The sequence below is a fragment of the Clostridium sp. BSD2780061688st1 H5 genome, from assembly GCF_005845155.1.
GTDB classification, from domain to species: Bacteria; Bacillota; Clostridia; order Lachnospirales; family Lachnospiraceae; genus Claveliimonas; species Claveliimonas intestinigallinarum.
Genome location: NZ_SPGT01000003.1, coordinates 146,970 through 165,781, shown reverse-complemented (window position 1 = coordinate 165,781; position 18,812 = coordinate 146,970). Strand labels below are relative to the sequence as shown.

Annotated in this window: 24 protein-coding genes; 16 read left to right on the top strand and 8 right to left on the bottom strand. The window is 40.6% G+C overall.

Features of this window, described 5'->3' with window-relative positions; all coding sequences use genetic code 11:
- Positions 1-2: 2 nt before the first annotated feature.
- The 4 genes from FGQ86_RS03430 (at position 3) to FGQ86_RS03415 (ending at position 2,739) form a co-directional block, all read left to right on the top strand.
- Positions 3-1,076, top strand: coding sequence for a phosphoadenosine phosphosulfate reductase family protein (locus FGQ86_RS03430; RefSeq protein WP_138303013.1), 1,074 nt, complete (start codon positions 3-5; stop codon positions 1,074-1,076).
- Positions 1,077-1,152: 76 nt separating this feature from the next.
- Positions 1,153-1,350: a hypothetical protein gene (locus FGQ86_RS03425; RefSeq protein WP_138303012.1), complete on the top strand. Its 198-nt coding sequence runs from the start codon at positions 1,153-1,155 to the stop codon at positions 1,348-1,350.
- Positions 1,351-1,451: 101 nt separating this feature from the next.
- Complete coding sequence (locus FGQ86_RS03420) at positions 1,452-2,375, top strand: ParM/StbA family protein (RefSeq protein WP_138303011.1); 924 nt, start codon at positions 1,452-1,454, stop codon at positions 2,373-2,375.
- A gap of 4 nt (positions 2,376-2,379) precedes the next feature.
- A complete protein-coding gene (locus tag FGQ86_RS03415) occupies positions 2,380-2,739 on the top strand; it encodes a hypothetical protein (RefSeq protein WP_138303010.1) in 360 nt (119 codons plus the stop codon).
- A 146-nt stretch (positions 2,740-2,885) separates the two neighbouring features.
- Here FGQ86_RS03415 and FGQ86_RS03410 read toward each other — a convergent pair whose 3' ends face one another.
- Entirely contained in the window at positions 2,886-3,218 is a 333-nt protein-coding gene (locus FGQ86_RS03410) for a helix-turn-helix transcriptional regulator (protein ID WP_171031504.1), read from the bottom strand.
- A gap of 359 nt (positions 3,219-3,577) precedes the next feature.
- On the opposite strand from FGQ86_RS03410, the gene FGQ86_RS03405 reads away from it, so the two are divergent.
- Both FGQ86_RS03405 and FGQ86_RS03400 read left to right on the top strand, forming a co-directional pair.
- Positions 3,578-4,018 carry a sigma-70 family RNA polymerase sigma factor gene (locus tag FGQ86_RS03405; RefSeq protein ID WP_138303008.1) on the top strand — a complete coding sequence of 147 codons (441 nt, stop codon included), beginning with the start codon at positions 3,578-3,580 and terminating at the stop codon, positions 4,016-4,018.
- Complete coding sequence (locus tag FGQ86_RS03400; RefSeq protein ID WP_138303007.1) at positions 4,018-4,206, top strand: helix-turn-helix domain-containing protein; 189 nt, start codon at positions 4,018-4,020, stop codon at positions 4,204-4,206. Before FGQ86_RS03405 ends, FGQ86_RS03400 begins: the two co-directional genes overlap by 1 nt.
- Positions 4,207-4,281: 75 nt before the next feature.
- On the opposite strand, the gene FGQ86_RS03395 is transcribed toward FGQ86_RS03400, so the two are convergent.
- Positions 4,282-4,809, bottom strand: coding sequence for a PadR family transcriptional regulator (locus FGQ86_RS03395; RefSeq protein ID WP_138303006.1), 528 nt, complete (start codon positions 4,807-4,809; stop codon positions 4,282-4,284).
- Positions 4,810-4,991: 182 nt separating this feature from the next.
- Here FGQ86_RS03395 and FGQ86_RS03390 point away from each other — a divergent pair, with 182 nt between their 5' ends.
- Both FGQ86_RS03390 and FGQ86_RS03385 read left to right on the top strand, forming a co-directional pair.
- Complete coding sequence (locus tag FGQ86_RS03390) at positions 4,992-6,350, top strand: MATE family efflux transporter (protein WP_138303005.1); 1,359 nt, start codon at positions 4,992-4,994, stop codon at positions 6,348-6,350.
- A gap of 76 nt (positions 6,351-6,426) precedes the next feature.
- The gene (locus tag FGQ86_RS03385) at positions 6,427-6,828 is read left to right on the top strand and encodes a winged helix-turn-helix domain-containing protein (protein WP_243127142.1); all 402 of its coding nucleotides are present in this window, start codon (positions 6,427-6,429) and stop codon (positions 6,826-6,828) included.
- A gap of 26 nt (positions 6,829-6,854) precedes the next feature.
- Here FGQ86_RS03385 and FGQ86_RS03380 read toward each other — a convergent pair whose 3' ends face one another.
- The 5 genes from FGQ86_RS03380 to FGQ86_RS03360 form a co-directional block, all read right to left on the bottom strand.
- Positions 6,855-9,482, bottom strand: a complete 2,628-nt coding sequence (locus tag FGQ86_RS03380) for an ABC transporter permease (RefSeq protein WP_138303004.1) — start codon at positions 9,480-9,482, stop codon at positions 6,855-6,857.
- A 13-nt stretch (positions 9,483-9,495) separates the two neighbouring features.
- Positions 9,496-10,161: an ABC transporter ATP-binding protein gene (locus tag FGQ86_RS03375; protein WP_138303003.1), complete on the bottom strand. Its 666-nt coding sequence runs from the start codon at positions 10,159-10,161 to the stop codon at positions 9,496-9,498.
- A gap of 118 nt (positions 10,162-10,279) precedes the next feature.
- Positions 10,280-11,311: a HAMP domain-containing sensor histidine kinase gene (locus FGQ86_RS03370; protein WP_138303002.1), complete on the bottom strand. Its 1,032-nt coding sequence runs from the start codon at positions 11,309-11,311 to the stop codon at positions 10,280-10,282.
- On the bottom strand, positions 11,308-11,991 hold the full coding sequence (locus FGQ86_RS03365) for a response regulator transcription factor (protein ID WP_138303001.1): 684 nt from the start codon (positions 11,989-11,991) through the stop codon (positions 11,308-11,310). The genes FGQ86_RS03370 and FGQ86_RS03365 overlap by 4 nt, the downstream gene beginning before the upstream one ends.
- A 34-nt stretch (positions 11,992-12,025) precedes the next feature.
- Positions 12,026-12,217 carry a histidine kinase dimerization/phospho-acceptor domain-containing protein gene (locus tag FGQ86_RS03360; protein WP_138303000.1) on the bottom strand — a complete coding sequence of 64 codons (192 nt, stop codon included), beginning with the start codon at positions 12,215-12,217 and terminating at the stop codon, positions 12,026-12,028.
- Between the two features lie 160 nt (positions 12,218-12,377).
- On the opposite strand from FGQ86_RS03360, the gene FGQ86_RS03355 reads away from it, so the two are divergent.
- A complete protein-coding gene (locus tag FGQ86_RS03355) occupies positions 12,378-12,707 on the top strand; it encodes a winged helix-turn-helix domain-containing protein (RefSeq protein ID WP_138302999.1) in 330 nt (109 codons plus the stop codon).
- Positions 12,708-12,789: 82 nt separating this feature from the next.
- Here FGQ86_RS03355 and FGQ86_RS03350 read toward each other — a convergent pair whose 3' ends face one another.
- Complete coding sequence (locus tag FGQ86_RS03350) at positions 12,790-13,407, bottom strand: TetR/AcrR family transcriptional regulator (RefSeq protein ID WP_087150738.1); 618 nt, start codon at positions 13,405-13,407, stop codon at positions 12,790-12,792.
- A 154-nt stretch (positions 13,408-13,561) separates the two neighbouring features.
- Here FGQ86_RS03350 and FGQ86_RS03345 point away from each other — a divergent pair, with 154 nt between their 5' ends.
- From FGQ86_RS03345 to FGQ86_RS03315, 7 genes are all read left to right on the top strand, one after another.
- Complete coding sequence (locus tag FGQ86_RS03345; protein WP_087150739.1) at positions 13,562-13,963, top strand: hypothetical protein; 402 nt, start codon at positions 13,562-13,564, stop codon at positions 13,961-13,963.
- A 577-nt stretch (positions 13,964-14,540) separates the two neighbouring features.
- Complete coding sequence (locus FGQ86_RS03340; RefSeq protein WP_138302998.1) at positions 14,541-15,377, top strand: tyrosine-type recombinase/integrase; 837 nt, start codon at positions 14,541-14,543, stop codon at positions 15,375-15,377.
- A 65-nt stretch (positions 15,378-15,442) separates the two neighbouring features.
- Positions 15,443-15,667, top strand: coding sequence for a DUF5348 domain-containing protein (locus tag FGQ86_RS03335; RefSeq protein WP_138302997.1), 225 nt, complete (start codon positions 15,443-15,445; stop codon positions 15,665-15,667).
- Positions 15,668-15,681: 14 nt separating this feature from the next.
- Complete coding sequence (locus FGQ86_RS03330) at positions 15,682-15,972, top strand: hypothetical protein (RefSeq protein WP_138302996.1); 291 nt, start codon at positions 15,682-15,684, stop codon at positions 15,970-15,972.
- 37 nt (positions 15,973-16,009) lie between these two features.
- Positions 16,010-16,849: a hypothetical protein gene (locus tag FGQ86_RS03325; protein ID WP_138302995.1), complete on the top strand. Its 840-nt coding sequence runs from the start codon at positions 16,010-16,012 to the stop codon at positions 16,847-16,849.
- A 185-nt stretch (positions 16,850-17,034) separates the two neighbouring features.
- Positions 17,035-18,018, top strand: coding sequence for a winged helix-turn-helix domain-containing protein (locus tag FGQ86_RS03320; RefSeq protein WP_171031503.1), 984 nt, complete (start codon positions 17,035-17,037; stop codon positions 18,016-18,018).
- Between the two features lie 13 nt (positions 18,019-18,031).
- Positions 18,032-18,787, top strand: coding sequence for a hypothetical protein (locus FGQ86_RS03315; protein WP_138302993.1), 756 nt, complete (start codon positions 18,032-18,034; stop codon positions 18,785-18,787).
- Positions 18,788-18,812 lie beyond the last annotated feature (25 nt).

Genomic DNA, 18,812 nt, shown 5'->3' with positions numbered 1-18,812 from the left:
TCATGTATATACAGAATAGTGAGTTGAAGTTAGATAAAGGCATATACGCACAGAGGAAAAACTGGAATTATGAAGCAAAAATCGCGTTGGCAAAAAGGCGGATTGAAGAATGGGATGTTCATTGGGATGGCCAAGTATACCTCAGCTTCAGCGGAGGTCTGGATTCCACTGTTCTTCTGGCTCTGATCCGCATGACTATGGGAAAAAGTGTTCCGGCAGTTTTCTGTAATACTGGCCTGGAATTCCCGGAAATCGTGCAGTTTGCGCGGAAAGCAGCGAACTTTGGTGAGTATAAGGAGCTGCGTCCGGCAATGAGCTTTCGGCAGGTTATTCTAAAGGAAGGATATCCGGTGATCAGCAAGGAAAATGCCTGCAAGATCAGGAAACTTCGTCATGGAAACCTGTCACCCAGATATCGGAATTATCTGTTAAATGGTGATGAGCGTGGAAAATTCGGTATGCTTGCAAAAAAATGGCAGAAATATATCAATGCACCCTTTGAAATCTCCGAGAAGTGCTGTGATGTCATGAAGAAGAAACCGTTTAAAAAATATGTGAGAGAAACCGGATGTTATCCGTTTATCGGTATCACGCAGGATGAATCCTTCCGGAGAGCGCATCAGTATTCAAAGACCGGATGTAATGTTTATGACGGTTCTACCATTAAAAGCCAGCCTCTCGGTCCGTGGACAAAGCAGGATGTTCTGAGGTTTGCGTATGAACATATCGGAGAAAAAATCAAATTAAGAGATGGATCGTCTTATATTTTTGATATCAGCCCGGTCTATGGTGAGATCGTGAAAGATCCCCAGGGGATTTACCACTTAACCGGGGAGCAGCGGACAGGATGCATGTTCTGCGCCTTTGGCGTTACAAACGAAGAAGAGCCGAACCGGTTTCAGCGGATGCAGTGTAACTATCCGAAACAGTATCAGTTCTGTATGAAGCCTACGGAAGAAGGCGGCCTGGGAATGCGGCGCGTGCTGGAATACATGGATGTGCCTTATGAAACCTGGGAGTCTGTCGGTCAGATGAAACTATCTTTCGATGGAGATAACCAGGCAAAAGTTGCCTGAGTGAGAAGGAATAAAGGACGAAAAAGAGGAGGAAGCTAAGGCTGCATAAAAATGAAACAAGGAAAGGATGAAGAAAATGACAATAGAGCAGGCTGGTAAGGGAGTCGTAACGGTTGGTGGCGGTACATACAGGATTGGTTTTATTAATTCAGACGGATTCGAGGATGAGACGGAGTTCGATGCATTTAATATGGAGGAACTTAAAATGTTGTATCGGGATTTTTGCAGAGAAAACGGATTCAGACAGAATACCGTATTATATGTTGAGCGGTGAATGACTTTACTCTCAGGGGAAACATATCCTCTGGGAGTTTTTTGCGTTTTACGTGCAGTACACGTATATATAAGTAAACAGGATAAAGGAGAGATTAACTTATGATTAAACGTATTAGGATTCCCGTGGATCACGGTAACGGCAACATAAAAACGATGAATACAGTATTTAAGACAGGGATAAGTGCCAGTGATCTTGCCCCCGGACGCGGAATGGAATATCTGGAATACAACGGGAAATTTTATCTGCCCAGCAATCGTCGAATTCCGTACCAGCGTGATAAGACGAAAGACTCCCGTTTTTTCGCATTGACATTAATGGGGATTGCTAAGGAACTGGAATTAAATAAAAATGTACAAAAAGGCGATATCATACAGGTACAGATGCCAATCGGCCTTCCGCCGAAGCATTTCGCCGAACTTTATGAAAAATATGAGACATATTTCCGACGGAATGGGGAACTGCTCCATTTTCGCTATAAGGATACGGATTATCATATTTCCATTATAGACACACGGGCGTTTCCGCAGGATTATGCAGCCGTAATGCTCTATCATAAAGACATTGCTATGTATCCGCGTACAACTGCTGTAGACATCGGTGCCTTTACGGGTGATTACCTGATGTTCCGTTACGGAGAAGTAGATATGGAATTCTGCGACTCTATGGAGATGGGAATCATCAGTCTGTATAATCGCGTGATTACAGGAATTCGGGCAGATTACGATCAGCTCTTAGACGAGATGGATATTGATAATATCATCCAGGGCAAGTATGACTTTTACGAAGGAGAGATTGTACAGGCGGTTCTTGAGGAAGTACAGGCATATGCAAGAGATCTGCTCTCCAGTCTGCGTGAGAGAGGAATAGATCCACGGTCTACATATATGATCTTTCTGGGTGGCGGTTCCATTCTCCTGAAACCATTTTTAGAACAAACTGGTATGTTGAATCGGTATCGGTTTATCGAGGATATCCATGCCAATGCGAAAGGTTATGACTGGCTGTATCAGCAGGGAGCGTGATCGTATGACAGCAAAAAAGAAGCCATACTCTTTTACCATCGGATTCAATGAGAAAAAACCTGATCATGTCCGGGCGGCCCAGATTCTAAATGAACTGGGTAAAGGGGAAAAATCAGACTATATCGCCAGATGTATCCTGGCCTATGAGGGGGAAAGGGCAGAGTCTGGAGAGGTCAGCTTTGCTGCAATCCGGGAAATTGTTCGGCAGATCCTTCAAGAAGACTATCCGAAAATACAGCAGGAGCCTGAACACGCCGACTCTGCAGAGCAGGTGATCGATTTGTCAGAACATACAACACAGGATTCTGAATTGACTCAAAGCGTGATCCGGAGCATGGCAGCGTTCAGGAAATCCAATACATAAGAAAGCAGGGTGTTGCCCTGCTTTCTTAATGAATTCCAGTTTATGGAAATTTAATTCTTTTCACATATTCCAGACATGATATAGACAGGTTCCTCACATGTTCCTGGCGTATAATGGTCAGCCATGAAGAAGTCGTATATGTAAAACTACTTATTCTTTTCGGGGTGAAGACCATTGTAAAGCCCTTTTAGAACACTGAATGCAACCTGCAGATCCTCCGGAGAGTAATTAGAGAGTTCTTCGGCAATCACATTGATCAGATGACTGTCGTGTTCCGGGTAAAAGAATTCTGTTACCGGGAGATCCAGATATCGGATGAGCTGGTACATAGTATCATAGCGCGGATTACCACGATATTTCTCCACATCCGTTATAGTCCGCAGGGATACACCAGCTTTTTGCGAAAGTTCTGTCTGTGTCATATTTCGTCTTAAGCGTTCTGTTTTAACGGCAATTCCAAGTTTTTCTTTTCGATCCATTATTTCACCTCGTCCATTACTCATATTTTACATGAAATTCTTCATATATGATTAGCAATATAATGCGAAATACACGCAATATAATGCGTATTTTAATAGGAAAGGAATGATCGTCATGCGGTATTTCTTTCATCGGAACAGGGAAACAGGTGATTTCATAAAAAAATTCTACTCATACGATATAAGAAGTCGCCTTGGAAATACGCAATATATGAAGAAAAACAAAACGTAAATGAAGAATTAACCGGATCAGCTCTCGGCTGGTCCGGTATTTTTTTGTCGAAAACTGTCGAAAGGACAAGAGGGCCGCCCTCCGGGATTCAGCAACCTGTCAACATTACTGAATTTCGGAGGATAAAATGAAAAATAAAGATACATATAAGAATAAAACCCAGAATATGTTCGCGGCATATGTCGTACGGTCTGTAAAAGGAGCCAGAATGAAATACATGGACAAGAAAAATTATAGGGAAAGTATGGAGAATCATCTGGAAGACGATGCGGAGTATGAGCCGATGATACATTTTGATGATTATTATGAGGCTGTCAGGAGAGAAAGACTCTTGGAAAATGAAAAACAGGGAAGATACCCTGAATGGGAAAAATTGTCGGATGATCAGCTCATTAAGGCAATCCGTTTGCTTCAGAAAGAAGAAAGGGATCTCATCTTCCAGCATGTATTTCAGCAGAAATCATTCGATAAAATAAGCCGTGAGAGCGGAATGCCGCGGAATAAGCTGGAGAACCGATACTATTATGCACTGAAAAAGATCCGTCAGTGGATGGGAGGTGCAGAGTAATGAGTTTTGAAGTGATTCTGCAGCAAGCGAAGCAAGGAAATACACAGGCAATCCTCGAAATAGTTGAGATGTATAAGCCGCTCATAATCCGGAATGCGATTGTGGAAGGATTTTTTGATGAAGATCTCTATCAGGAGCTGATCCGCGTGTTACTGTCTTGCATAAAGCGATTTGAATTACTGGATTAATCGTTAATACTGGCATGAAAAAAGGGATGCTGCTGGTTCGGCATCCCTAAAAAAATAATATGCTCTTATAGACAATCAATTAAATTTAGCTTTTACAGCATCAATCCATTTTTCGATTGCCTCCACCAAAGCAAACTGTTGCTGCAAAACGGCCATACCGTATTCAGGAATTTCAGGAATATCTTCTTTCTCTTGAATGTTCTGTTCCAAATATATTTTTAATTCTTTTATGTTTTCTTCTATACTGTTTATGCATACTTTCTGTTTTTCTAAGGGCAAACTATCCAAATTAACAATGACAGCATTAAAATCCAAAAAAATATGAATGGGTTTTGTGGAAATATCCAACATAAGTTTTTCAAATTCCTGTTCTCCGGCATCTGTTAAAGAATAGATTGCTTTTTCTGGCATCTTACCCTCTTTAACAATCGTTCCTTTAATAAGACCCTTTTCTTCTAATTGAATTGTTTTTTTATAAATCGACGGTGTGCTGATTTTTACCCATTTAGATATATTTCGGTATTCGACCAATTTCTGAATGTCATAGGCACTCATAGATTCTTTTTTTAACATACCTAAAACTATTAAATCAATCGTTGCCATAATATCATACCTTCCTAATTGAAAATGCTATAAATTATAGTATCAGTTTCACGTCTTTTGTCAAGCAAAAGATAATATATTGACAACTACTATAATTTATAGTAGTATGTCTGAGGTGATAAAATACTATAATTTATATCACTATAAAATATATCACAAATAGAGAGGAGCAATGATTTTTTATGAATGAACAGAACAAAAAGATGGAATTACTTGGAAACGCACCGATACCAAAAGCGCTTGTTTCGCTCGGAATACCAATTATGATAGGTATGTTAATCAATGCACTGTACAATCTTGTGGACGCATATTTTGTTGGAGGTTTGGGTGAGAGTCCTATGGGTGCTATTTCTATTGTGTTTCCTCTAGGACAGGTTGTCGTCGGACTGGGCTTGATGTTCGGAAATGGCGCAGCTTCCTATCTCTCACGATTATTAGGAAGTGGAGACAAAAAAACAGCAAATATTGTTGCTAGTACGGCTCTTTACAGTAGTGTTCTAATTGGAGCGGTTTTAATTATTTTTGCAACTATTTTTCTTAAGCCTATTTTAACATTCTTGGGTGCTACAGAAACGATTATGCCATATGCATTGACTTATGCCAGAATTTACGTTATTTCTTGTATTTTTAATGTGTTTAATGTGACAATGAATAACATTGTAGCGAGTGAAGGTGCTGCTAAAACAACGATGTGCGCATTGCTTTTGGGGGCTGTTATTAATATAGGTTTAGATCCCCTATTCATTTACACGTTTGATATGGGCGTAGCGGGTGCAGCAATCGCTACAGCAATTTCTCAGCTTGTTTCAACTCTTGTTTACCTAACCTATATTTTACGCAAAAAGAGTGCCTTTACATTTAGCATAAAAGATTTTATCCCGACACAGCAGACCTTTGTGGAGATTTTAAAAATCGGCATTCCAACATTAACCTTCCAACTCCTTACCAGTCTTTCGATTGCATTGATTAATCGAGCTTCTAGTGATTATGGAGATGCTGTTATTGCCGGAATGGGGGCTGTAACAAGAGTAACTTCTATGGGAACGTTAGTCGTATTTGGATTTTTGAAAGGATTCCAACCGATTGCTGGTTTTAGTTATGGTGCAAAAAATTTCAAAAGATTGCGGGAATCCATTAAAATATCAATACTATGGTCAACTATTTTTTGCGTAGTTGTTGGTTTGTTAATGGTTGTGTTCTCTACTCAGATCATCTCACAATTCGCAAATGGAAATGGAGAAATGATTTCGGTAGGACAGAAATCTCTTGTTGCAAATGGTTTATCGTTCTTCTTGTTCGGATTTTATACAGTTTATTCTTCTTTGTTTCTTGCACTTGGGAAAGGTACGGCAGGCTTTTTTCTCGGGGCTTGCCGCCAGGGGATTTGCTTTGTTCCAATCATTTTCCTCCTTCCTGCAATCTGGGGCTTGAGTGGAATATTATATGCACAACCGATTGCTGATATAATTTCAGCTATTATAACTGTGTTTATGGCATTTAACTTGCATCGTAAATTGTCAATAGAGGAAAAATCTATTTAGAACAAAATATAATTAGTCATATGCCAAACACTTTTCATTATTGAAAGATTGGATAATATTAAGGAGTATTCTATGAATGGATAAGATGATTATTGTTTATATTGATAAAAGTCAGGCAAGAACAGTTGACAAGAATAAATCGGAGTGCATATTAGCTAAGAGTAAGACAGTACAGGAGCAGCCATATTTAGATCTTGTTATAAGTTCCGTGCAACATAAGATAGTGCTTAATGGAACCGAAGTCCAATTTAGTAAATATGAGTTTAATGTCCTTGAGTACTTAGCGCAACAGCCGGGTCGAGTATTTACAAAAGATCAGATCCTTCAGTCAGCCGGATCAGAAAATCCACAGGATGAGGATAACGCAGTTCGGTGCCTGATTGCAGGGATTCGTAAGAAACTTAGAAAGTATACAAATAAAGAATATATTCAGACAGTACGTGGTGTCGGATACAGATTTGTGATCCCGGAGGAATGAGCCTCCGGGATCTCGTTAAACCTGTTTTACTCCGCTGTCCGCAGGCGTTCTACGACAGTACCCTTGTTGAAGAAGCGCAGGACAATAACCGGGATCACCGCAGCCAAAAGAAGATACACCAACACGATAATCAATGCCGGAACCAAAGTAAAATGCAGCGTGAAGTACCACATCGCGGACGAGTTCAAAACGCTTTTCAGGACGGTCAAGCCAATCATAGCTGCAAAAATGATACCGACTATACCGGCGTCTCCCACATAGTAAAGCCCCTCATAGATCATCATACGGCGAAGCTGGCGGTTCGTCATGCCAATGCTCTGCATGGTAGCAAATTCATGGCGGCGGGTGATAATGTTGGTAATCATCATATTGGTAAAGTTGATTAACCCGGCCAAAGCCATGATTATTCCAATCATTCCGCCTACAAGCAATACGATATTCCCGATAGAGGCAAGCTGCTGTTTCATTAGTGCCGTAGAAGTATAGGAAACAGAAGAATTGTTGCTTGTAAAATCGTTCAGAAAACCGTCAATCTGCTGATTATAACCGTCAGCAACATCAAATCCATAGCTGAACAGAGTGGCGTTGTCATAAAGCTGTCCGAACATTTCATCTGTCATGTAGATAAATGGTGCGTCCCCACCTATGCGTGATGCAGCTAATGCACCAGAAGATGTTTCATATTCATAAGGAGTCATATTTGCGATTGCAAGCACAGTACAGGTTTTTACTAATTCCCCATTCTTATAAAATGATATAGTATCCCCCATTGGAAATTGTTCGCCAAATACTCCAAAGTCAGGCTCGCCAGTTAGCTTATCCATGTAATAGCCAATAATCACATATTCCCCGGTATGCATATTCTGTTTGAGCGTGTCAATGTTTTTTTCACCGTCATAAATCGTTATATCGTCCCAAAAGGCATCCGATACGCCAAAAACATTTCCATACCATTGATCTCCTGCATCTGGCGCAATGGCTACACGTGCATTTCCTCCATGAGCAAAGGTGCGTCCATTCCACTCGTCGGTTCCTTCAATCGTAAAGTTTTCAATACCGTAATCTACGGTTACATCTGTATCATCTAAGGTGTTCCGATATAAGTATCTTCCATTTTCTACACCGGCTTGTTGGTTTATCAATTCCGGCACAGCCAAAGGCAGTCCATCCTCGTGATACATAAACGGATCAGTTTGATTGACGGCAGTGGAATTGTAGACAGTATAATCTGTTTTTGTTTGACGGCTGATCCATTTGTTTTCATCCATACTTTGAGTAATTACAAAAGCAGAATTAAGCAAGACAATACACAAGAGCATGGAAATCACAATGAAAACTGTGCGCCGCTTACTCCGGCCTAAGTTTGCAAGAGCCATACGGGGCAGCTTTGCTCCCTGTGTCCGTTTTGTTACTTTTTTCTTGATATTTTCCTGCCCGGTATAGCGGATTGCCTCTAACGGAGATACCTTTGCTGCCTTTTTTGCGGGTTTCCGGGTGCTGATAAATACAGTCAGGATGGTAAACAAGGCGGCTATCACAAAAATCAACGGAGATACCGATACTTCGGTTGCGTTCAAAGCGTTATATCTTAAAAATTCCATGACAACGGGGAGAAGCACCCAACTCACGAGAAATCCTGCAACTAAGCCGATGGGCAGACCAATCACCGTCAGCAAAACGGCCTGACGGTTCACCAGCTTTTTAATCTGCCGGGTAGAACATCCGATTGTCCGAAGAAGCCCGTACTGCTGAACATCCTGCATGACAGAAATATCAAAAATATTATAAATCAGCAAGTACCCGCAGGCTATAAAGAGAAGTACAAACCCTACAACGGCAACCGCTATAAGCGGATCTATGGATTGTACGGTTGCCTCGTTCTCTGCACAGAGAATATAGTTACTTGCACTCATATCATCGGTGTTCCCGCCAACGGAACGGGCAAATTTCTGTAACTGTTCCTTTACATCCGTCTTATTTTTCAAAACGACATCGGACAGATAGGTGCCAGCCATTTCTCTATCTTCTGCAAAGGTGTTACGGAATAAATCGGGGTTTTCTTCAACAAACTTTTCAGACACAATCATCAAGCTGCTAACGCTGTTCGCTGCTTCCCACCAGCCGGAAAGTACCATATCAAAATGATAGGTCTGCCCCCGCAACTCAAACTCAACGGGAACCTGTGCACCAATTTCGGCTTCCACTCCCAAGGCTTCCAAAGCAAGATCACTAGTGGAAATCTCATTCGCCGCTTGCGGAGCATCCCCGTGTGTCGGCACACAGAAAGTCAATTCCTGCTGAATGGCGTCAGCATAATTAATTTCAGTGCTATGTCCGGGCGAATTTGTTGCAAAACCAATAACCCGCCTGCATCCGGCCTGTTCGACAAAATCGCTGCTGATAAGCTGATCATATTGTTCTTCGTTCATATAACGAATGTCGCCGTCTGCCTTACTTCCTTTTTGCATCTGCATGGAGAGTTGAAGCGAAGATACCATACTAAAAGCAAGGGATGTAATAGAGGTAAACAGGAAAGCCGTCAGAAAAATAGCCAAAATTGCGGCGATATTCCGTACTTTGTTTTTCTTAAAATATCTCTTTGAAAGATGTTTGATAACGGTCATGTTATTGTTGCCAAACAGAATACCATTCATCTATGGCACCCCCTTACTCCATAATCTTTCCGTCCTCAATACGGACAATCCGCTCTGCAAGCTGGGCGATTTCGCTGTTATGAGTAATCATTACAAGCGTTTGATGGAATTTATGGCTGGTGGTTTTCAGCAGACCGAGGACATCACTGCTCGTCCGGCTGTCGAGGTTACCCGTAGGCTCGTCCGCCAGCACAATCGCCGGTTTTGAGATCAGGGCGCGGGCAATGGCGACGCGCTGCTGCTGGCCGCCGGAAAGATTGTTTGGCATATTGTTCAGCTTATCTTCCAATGCCAGCATCCGAACGACTTCCTGCATGAATTTCTTGTCTACTTTGTCGCCGTCCAGTTCCACGGGCAAGGCAATGTTTTCATAGACATTGAGAACGGGGACGAGGTTGTAGTTCTGGAAGATAAAGCCGATTTTCCTCCTGCGGAAAATGGTAAGCTGCTCGTCATTCAGAGTAGACAAATCTTTACCATCCACAATGACCTTGCCGGAAGTGGGAACATCCAGCCCACCGATCATATTCAGCAGTGTGGACTTGCCGCTGCCGGAAGTGCCAACGATGGCGACAAATTCCCCATGTTCTATCGAGAGAGAAACGCCGTCCAGAGCTTTTGTAATATTTGGCTCAACTCCATAGTACTTTTTCAAATCTGTTGTCTGTAAAATAGGCATAAGTTTTACCACCTTTCTTTTGATGGTTCCATTGTAAAGGGAAAACCTCGCAGAAATGTAACGGCAGTTCTTGAATTTCCCCTTAAAATGCCTTAAAATGTCACAATCCTGTGACATTTTAAGAATGGGGCAGGAACACCGAAAAGGTAGAGCCGGTGCCGACTTCCGAAGCGACACGAATAAAGCCCCCTTGTCGGGTGATAATTTCACGGGTAAGATATAGACCGATGCCAATGCCGGGAGCGTCATGCACACTGTCCTCACGGTAGAACCGTTTGAAAATTGTTCCTTGATGTTGTTCAGGAATACCGATGCCCGTGTCGGAAATATCAATCTTCGCATACATTTCCCAACTCGCCACGGTCACTTGAATTTTCCCGCCTTCTGGCGTATACTTCACCGCATTATCCAAGATGTTGAACAGGGCTTCGGTTGTCCATTTCCTATCATGGGCCGCAGTTACCGTTTCCGGGCAATCCACTTTGACCTCGATTTTTTTCTGTTCTGCATTCAGCAAAATACCTCCCAGTGCTGCAGCAAGAGTATCATAGATAGCCAGAGGCTTCGGTTCCAAAGAAATTACACCAGCCTCCAACCGAGATGTTTTAATCATTGCCTGCATGAGAAAATCCAACTTGTCCAACTGGTTTCCCATAGCCAAAAGAAATTCTTTTTGTTTTTCCAGCGATACTGTTTGCTCTAATAAAGTTGCATCCAGCATTTTTAGGTTTGCAATCGGAGTTTTAACTTGATGAGATATGTCTGAAATCAGCTCCTGCAGATCTGCTCGTTCTTTTGCTATGCTGCTTTTGCTCTCCCGCAACACTTCATAGAGCCGAGAAATCCGATGCTGGATTTTATAAAATAGGGATTCTTCCTCTGCGTACTGCGGCATGGCCTGATCTCCCGACATCATATCGTCAAGTAGCTTGCATAGAGAGTCTGAAAACATCGTTAGTTTCTGTCGCACAAATACTAAAAAAGCGGACATACACCCAATAATACATACTACATAGAATAAGACGACGTATAGGACCAGCCTATTTTGTGTAAGGATATACAGGAGAACCAATACAGATAGCGATAGCAACAGAAGAATTGTACAGACGACAATGCATACTTTGTTAAATGATTGGTTTTTTATTCTCATTTATTGGTTCCTCCAATCCACATATAGCCCATACCATAAACTGTTTTAATATAGGCGCGATCTGGTTTTTCAATTTTATTTCGGATACGGCTGATCGTTGAAGTCAGGGCGTGCTCATCTACGAAGTTCCCATCAATATCCCACAGTTTTTCTAATAACACTTGCCGGGTTAACACAATCTTTGGATTTTTTGTCAGAACTTTTAAAAGTCTATACTCCAGCGGAGTAAAAGAAATACTTTTCTCGTTGAGTGTAGCAGTCATTTCTGAAAAGTTGATAACCAGACTTCCATCATTATATAAATCACTATCAGATTGTTTCCTGATCCGGGCCAGCAATGCAGATACTTTTTTCTGGAATACACTCATAGGGAAAGGTTTCGTCACATAATCATCCGCCCCCAGCTCATAACCTTTGAGCATATCGCTCTCCATATCGTTTGCCGTCAGGAAGATAACCGCAGTATCAGGGTGACTGTCCTTAAATTCTCGGCAAAAATCAAATCCGTTTCCATCCGGCAGATTGATATCAAGGACAATCAGATCATATTCCTGCTTCTCACATAAATTTTCCGCTATCCCCTTGGTTAATGCAGCATCTACTTCATAACCTGCAGCGGACAGGTTATAGCAAAGGGTTGTGTTCAAAAGCTGGTCATCTTCGACCACTAAAATTTTCATTGGATCACATCCTTTTGATTTATTTAGAAGTATTCTATAACTCTTCCAGAAATTTTTCCATGTCTTTTATATGTTTTAAGATCTGTGACAACATTTGTTTTTCCTTAGTTCTATTATCGCAATAATATCTATCAAGCATCTCGGCATTTCCTTTAATGACTGTTAAATGAGTTCTTAAATGGTGATGTACATATTGTCTTTGCTGTTTATCCCTTATTATGCTCATATTTATCCCCTTTTTCTTTTAGGATAACAACGAAATGTCACAGAAACCTCACAGGATTGTGACATTTCAAGGCATTTTTGAAGAAAAAAATTATTGGTCTGTGATATTCTGGTGAGATTTCTTTTTTAGTATAGATAATACGAAGAAGGTAGGTGATAAGATGTATATTTATAAAGACGAGAATACAATACGCTTTCGGGATGGACTAACGGTAATGATTACACATCGTCAGATATTATATCATAAGGTGGAAATTCCTACGACTAAAAAGGAATTTGATGTACTTCTCTATTTTGCCGGACAGCCAGGGAGAGTGTTTACAAAAGATCAGATCCTCCAGACAGCCGGATCAGAAGATCCACAGGATGAGGATAACGCAGTTCGGTGCCTGATTGCAGGAATCCGTAAGAAACTTAGAAAATATACTGATAAAGAATATATCCAGACAGTACGTGGTGTCGGATACAGATTTGTGATCCCGGAGGAATGAACCTCCGGGATCTCTATATATACAGTAACTTTTTACTCGTGCATTTTCAAGAAAACAATTTGAAACATTTACAGACTTTTCTTCACAGTCTTGAATTTTGGAGTAATTCTACAATTAGAGAGATGCAGATAGTTTTCATTTGCTCCAATTCATCCTTTCGTTTTTTGGAAGAAATATAACTATGGCACAGGTTTTCAATAATCCCATAACTAATTCGAAGCTTTTCAAGTAGCAGATTATCTGTTGTTGATGAAGATTTTTTTATTTTCATAAAAAGAATGCTTAATATTTCTTCTTCAAATTCATTGAACAAGTTTTGAATATCCGAATTGAGTAAAGCTAATGCCAAAAACTCATTATGTGCATCACGGTTCATTTGATGTGATGAAATAGCAATATCTATGAATTGATTTATTATAAAAATTAAATCTCTTTCATGATCCAGAAACACTAAAATTGGCTGAAATTGTTCGTTCAATCTGCTGATATAAAGTTTCACAACCTCTATAAGAATGTCCTTTTTATCTTGAAAATAACTATACACTATTCCAGTAGATACCCCTGCCATCTTAGCAATTTCTGCAGTATTTGTCTTATAGTATCCTTTTTCACAAAACAAGGTATAACTTGCCTTAATTATTGCTTTCTTTTTTTCGATGGAACGCTTTTGTCTTGGGATACGCACTTGATTGTTACCCATAACTTCACCTCCCTTGGTTCCGACAAAGTAATTATATATCTACTCAAAGAAAAGAGCAAGAAATATGAAAGAAATTTCACATTTTTGCTTGACAAACTGAGTTCGCCCTTTTACACTGAAACATGAAATAAATTTCATGTTTGGAGGACGCGAAATGTCAAAAATAACAAAATTCAATTCGACAAAGAATTATACTTTTTACCTGTCCTTTATGCTTGTTGCTTGTTGTGGAGCATTGATCTGGCAAATCTTTTTTCCAGAACTAGCTGAAGAATTTTCCGTATGGGGAGCAGCTTATGGCTGGCAACGAGAAATTGCATTGTGGAATGTAGGACTAATATTATCAATCGTTTATACATTCTTGAAAAGAAAGAAAGAATTTATGAAAATATTAACGCTACAATCTACAATATTATGTTGGGGGCTTGGGCTCAATCACTTAATAGCACTTTTTAGCAACTTCTGTTTAACAAATATTATACATATTTTGGGTGTATTAGAGGTTATGTTACTTGGTGGTATTTGGGGAACAACCCTGTTGATTAGGGAGAAATAAAAAGCGAACATAGAATAAGTAAAAATATTGCTGTCAGGCAAACGGATTAAAAAACTGTTGTTTTGAAGTCTGGATTATCACGCGCTAAAACAAAAAAAGTAGCCATACGGCGGTGCCCGGGAGGTATCGTTGTGTCCTTATACTTTTCCATCCCTCTATCCTATAATCTGACTTCTCGACACTTTGCCCAGAGATGCGGAGCGGCCGCTCTGGGTGCCGCCCACCGACAGACCTCGTTTCGGTTACTCATTCACCTAATACCGAAACGGAGGTTTATAATGACTGTCATCAATCTAAAAGTAGTATATAATCACTCGAGAAATAGAATAAATTGCATTATGGACAGCGGAGACAATCTGCTGTCCTTTTTGCGTTTCCTGATCCAGTAACGTATTTATTATATATAGGGAGTAATGCATGTGAGATCCCGAAGGGGATCTTTTCTTAACGCTACATAATGGTAATTATGTTGTGTTAGAGTGGCAAAAACCTCGGAAAACATAGTGCGAACGCAACATAATTTCCTACAAACCACTGGAAAGTGAACGCAACATAATTGCAGAGAGGAGGAAGCGGAATGATTTCACTGGAAGATTTTCAGGAATATATGTCGCAGCATGGAAAGTCAGAAAATACGATCCAGACCTATCTTGGCCATGTGAAAGGATATGCGCTGTGGTATGAAGAGTCATACGGTCGGGAGATGACAAAGCTCTATCATACGAATATTCTGGATTATCGATCTTATCTCCAGAATATAAAGAGATTGAAATTCAATAGTATTAATGCAAAATTGTCTGCTCTCTCCTGCTTTAATCAATTCCTTATTGAAACGAAGGACCAGGAAGACGATGCGGTTGTATCAGAAGATCGGCTGAAATTTCAGCAGATGATTGCCAGTCCGTCAGATCTTGAAAAACCGGAAGTGGACGAGTTTCTCCAGCGGGTACTTGTAGAAACCGGAAAGAGGAATTATGCGATAGCGACTCTCCTGGCTTATGCCGGTTTACGAGTCAGCGAATGCACGAATCTTCTTTTGACCAATTTAGATCTTCAGGCCCGGGAGCTGATTGTTATAGGAAAGGGAAATAAGCAGAGGATTGTATTTATCAATGATAAGATTATTCACGCAGTCAGAGAATATCTGAAGGAAAGAAATTCAGATTGCGAATACTTGTTTGTCAGCAGAAAAGGCGGGAAACTTCACCGAAGCAGTGTGAATCGGTTTTTTAGCCAGTGCTCAGATCGGATCAATCCTCATAAGCTCAGACATTTTTTCTGCTCTCATGCGCTTAAATGCGGATACAGTATTCCGGAGGTGGCGAATCAGGCCGGTCATTCAAGCGAACGGACGACGCTGCTGTATACGAATACGAGCAGGAAAGAGATGAAAGAAAAGGCAAATTTGCTTTAAAATTCCAGAATCCGTTGGATTGCTGTTTCTATATTATGAGAAACAAACATAGGAGGAACCAATGGATGGAAACAAGAGAAGGTAATTTATATTATGACAAAAGCAGCGGAAGATACGATATTCGTTTTGATGTGGAGTCGTATTATGGAGGGCTGCACTGTGGAGACTGCTTTGAGGTAAAGGTGAAAGATACGTGGATTCCGGTTCGGATTGAGATGGATACGAGTGATCAGTGGTATCTTGTGGGATACCCGAGGACCAAGCTGGACGGCCTTCGAGTCCGGATATAAGGAGGAACGTGGCTATGAAAAAGGAGTGGGTGAAACCAGAAATGAAAGTGATAACGGATACGAAGATTATTCTGGAGTGTTTATACGAAGTTTATCAGATGGATGAGGTCGCGATTGCAACGGATCAGCGGATAGAAAAAACAATGGTGTATCCATTTGTAAAGATGCTGGAAAATCAATATAGCAATATAAGCGCTGAGGAGATCCATCAAAAACTGTGGGAATTTTATATGAAGGGATATACAAAAGAATTTTTTCTTCAGGAAGCATACAGCTTATTACAGGAAACAGTGGTATCAGTATAAAGAAAAGATTACATTCGGGCAGAGGGAGGGAACGTAATTGAGAATATCCAGAAAATTAGAATATAGGAATCAACGATACTATGGTATAATCCGGATCAGTGGTGAAATAAATCCATATGCGGATGATAAAAACCATGTGCCGAAAATTCTCTATATGAAAGTTTGGAGCGATAATAAGAAGAAATGTGAGGAATTGGTTGAGTATATTGTTGAGCCATGGCAGTCCTCTCTCTGTTATATCTCTCTTTTTTATGATGTTTTTAAGAGAACCAAAAAGCGAAATATAAAAGCGGAAAAAGTGATCAATTCCTATATCCGGATATGTGCGTCTAAAGCGATACTGGAGTCTGTCCGCATACCTCTTATCTCCATATTTGAACAAAACGCGGTCGATATAGAAGTTAAAATTGGCAAGCTAGTTGTCAACAGAATAGCAAACCTTGGGAAAGGCATACAGGCACAGACATATCGTGAATTACACTATTTCAGTTTATTCGGAGTGGGAAAAGATACTATGGAAGACTATGTAAAATCTGGTTATCTGGAGCAAGCAGTTTTCTTCGGTATTTTATACCAGACTCCGCTGCGGATTGGAGAAATTCTTGAACTTGGCAGGGAGTGCTTAAAGGGAAGAATACTTCATGCTTCATCTTTGAAGGTGAAGGATAAGAAAATGTCTTATCGTTTGAATCGGAAACTCTGCAGGATGATTCGAGCGCTGAGCAGAGGCAGGGAAAAGATTTTTGAATTGGATATGCGCTACTATATTTCATGTGTACCAAGAGAATGTGGAACTTTTGCACGTGAATTTCGGCAGGCATATTTAATGCGAAACATATGGCTTGTAGAGGAAAAGTATAACAGAGTATTGTTGTGATAATATGAAAAGAGCCGTCCATAATATCGTTTTTGGTCATATTTATTTGTAGAATATTCAATACTAGAATTATAAGAGAATTTGGCTATTGGCTATTGTTTCATTGAAACTTGCGTTGTTTCATTAGTGATGATATAATAAAAAAAACAATGAAACTTATAAAGAGATTCAAAGGGAGGGCGGATATGCTTGAGTTTCTGAAATCAATATTTGGTGAAAACATTATGATTACATCATATGAATATCCGAGGAATACGCCGGCTTATATCCGTGATAATTACAATCTTCAGCTTTTATCATGGGATGAATATAGATGTGCATTGCTGTCACCGAATAGCCATTCCTGGCGTCTTCCGTCCTTAAAGAAACAGTTCGCAAATTTTTGCAGTTTGTGTACTGTACCGTGCGCACTGTATTTGGAGGGTCTTACTGCGCAGCAGCGTCGGAATCTGATTGAAAGCAGGCTCCCTTTTATAGCCGAATCACAACAGGTTTATCTGCCTTTCTGGGGATGCTTTCTTTATGAAAAATGCGCGCCTGTTTCCCAGGTAGAGGAAACTATGGCACCAGGTACACAGCTTGTATTTCTTTACTTATATTATTATGCCGGACAAAACAGGAACATGAATCAGACCGATTTGTCAAAAAAGCTCCTGCTCTCAAAAGCAACCTGCAGCAGAGCAATCAGAGATCTGACTGAATCAGGAATTATTGAAATAAAAAGTGAAGGTACAAATAAGTGGATTATCCCCCAGTTTGATAAACCGGAATTTTTAAGGAAAGCATATAGCAGGATGAAATCGCCGATAAAGCGTGTTATATATGTGAAAGGCGAGCCGTCAGGACCGCAATTCCTTCAGAGTGGTGTAAAAGCTCTTTCTTCTATATCGATGGTTGGCGCGAAGGAATATGACAGGGGAATTGCCGTCTCCACAAGGGTGGCATCGACAATTCCTACGGAATATATCATATCAAAGAGGGAGTTTGAGGACTTCGGGGGATCGGCTATCGAAGTATGGAGCTATGCCCCGGAATTGCTATCTGATAATGGACGGGTAGATGATATTTCCCTCTTGCTTAGTCTTGACAATGATCCGGATGAAAGGATACAGATGGGGCTGGATGAAATCAGGGAGAAGCATGGGCTTCCGATTAAAGATTACGAATGATAAGGAGCAGAATATGGTAAATGGAATTGAGCTATTTAGGGAACACTTCAGTGATTACAAAGAGCAGTATACAATAATCGGTGGATTTGCCTGCGATCTTCTTATGACGGATGCAGGACTGGACTTCAGGCAGACTGTAGATATTGATATGGTTATCATTATCGAGGCACTTACAACAGAATTTGCGTCTGCTTTTTGGTCTTTTATAGATGCTGGGGGATATCAGGCGCGCCAACGTAGTAGCGGACAGCCGGAATTCTATCGTTTTGTCAATCCGACAGATCCATCATATCCGAAGATGATTGAATTATTTTCGCGTCCGCAGAATAATGTAAAACTGCAGCCAAATACTCACCTTATGCCTCTGCATATTGATGATGAGGTGTCCAGTCTCTCCGCAATTCTGCTGAATGATGACTACTATCATTTTTTATTAGATGGCAGGACTGAAAAAGACGGAATCTCTATTCTGGATGCCGAGCATATTATCCCGCTTAAAATGAAAGCCTGGCTTGATCTCAAGAGCAAAAAGGAACAGGGAATCCATGTCAATTCCAGAGATCTCCGGAAGCACCGGCTTGATGTGTTCCGGTTGTTCCCTCTTGTCAGGGAAGAGCAGACGATTTATGCTCCGGCTTCTGTATTGGAGGATATCAAGGATTTTATCTTACAAATGAGGGAAACGGATATGCGGCTGGCGGATATCGGCATTTCACGATCTAAGGAATCTATCCTTGACATATATAGTAGGATGTACATAGCGGAATAAACGCGATGGATTAGAGGAGGATACA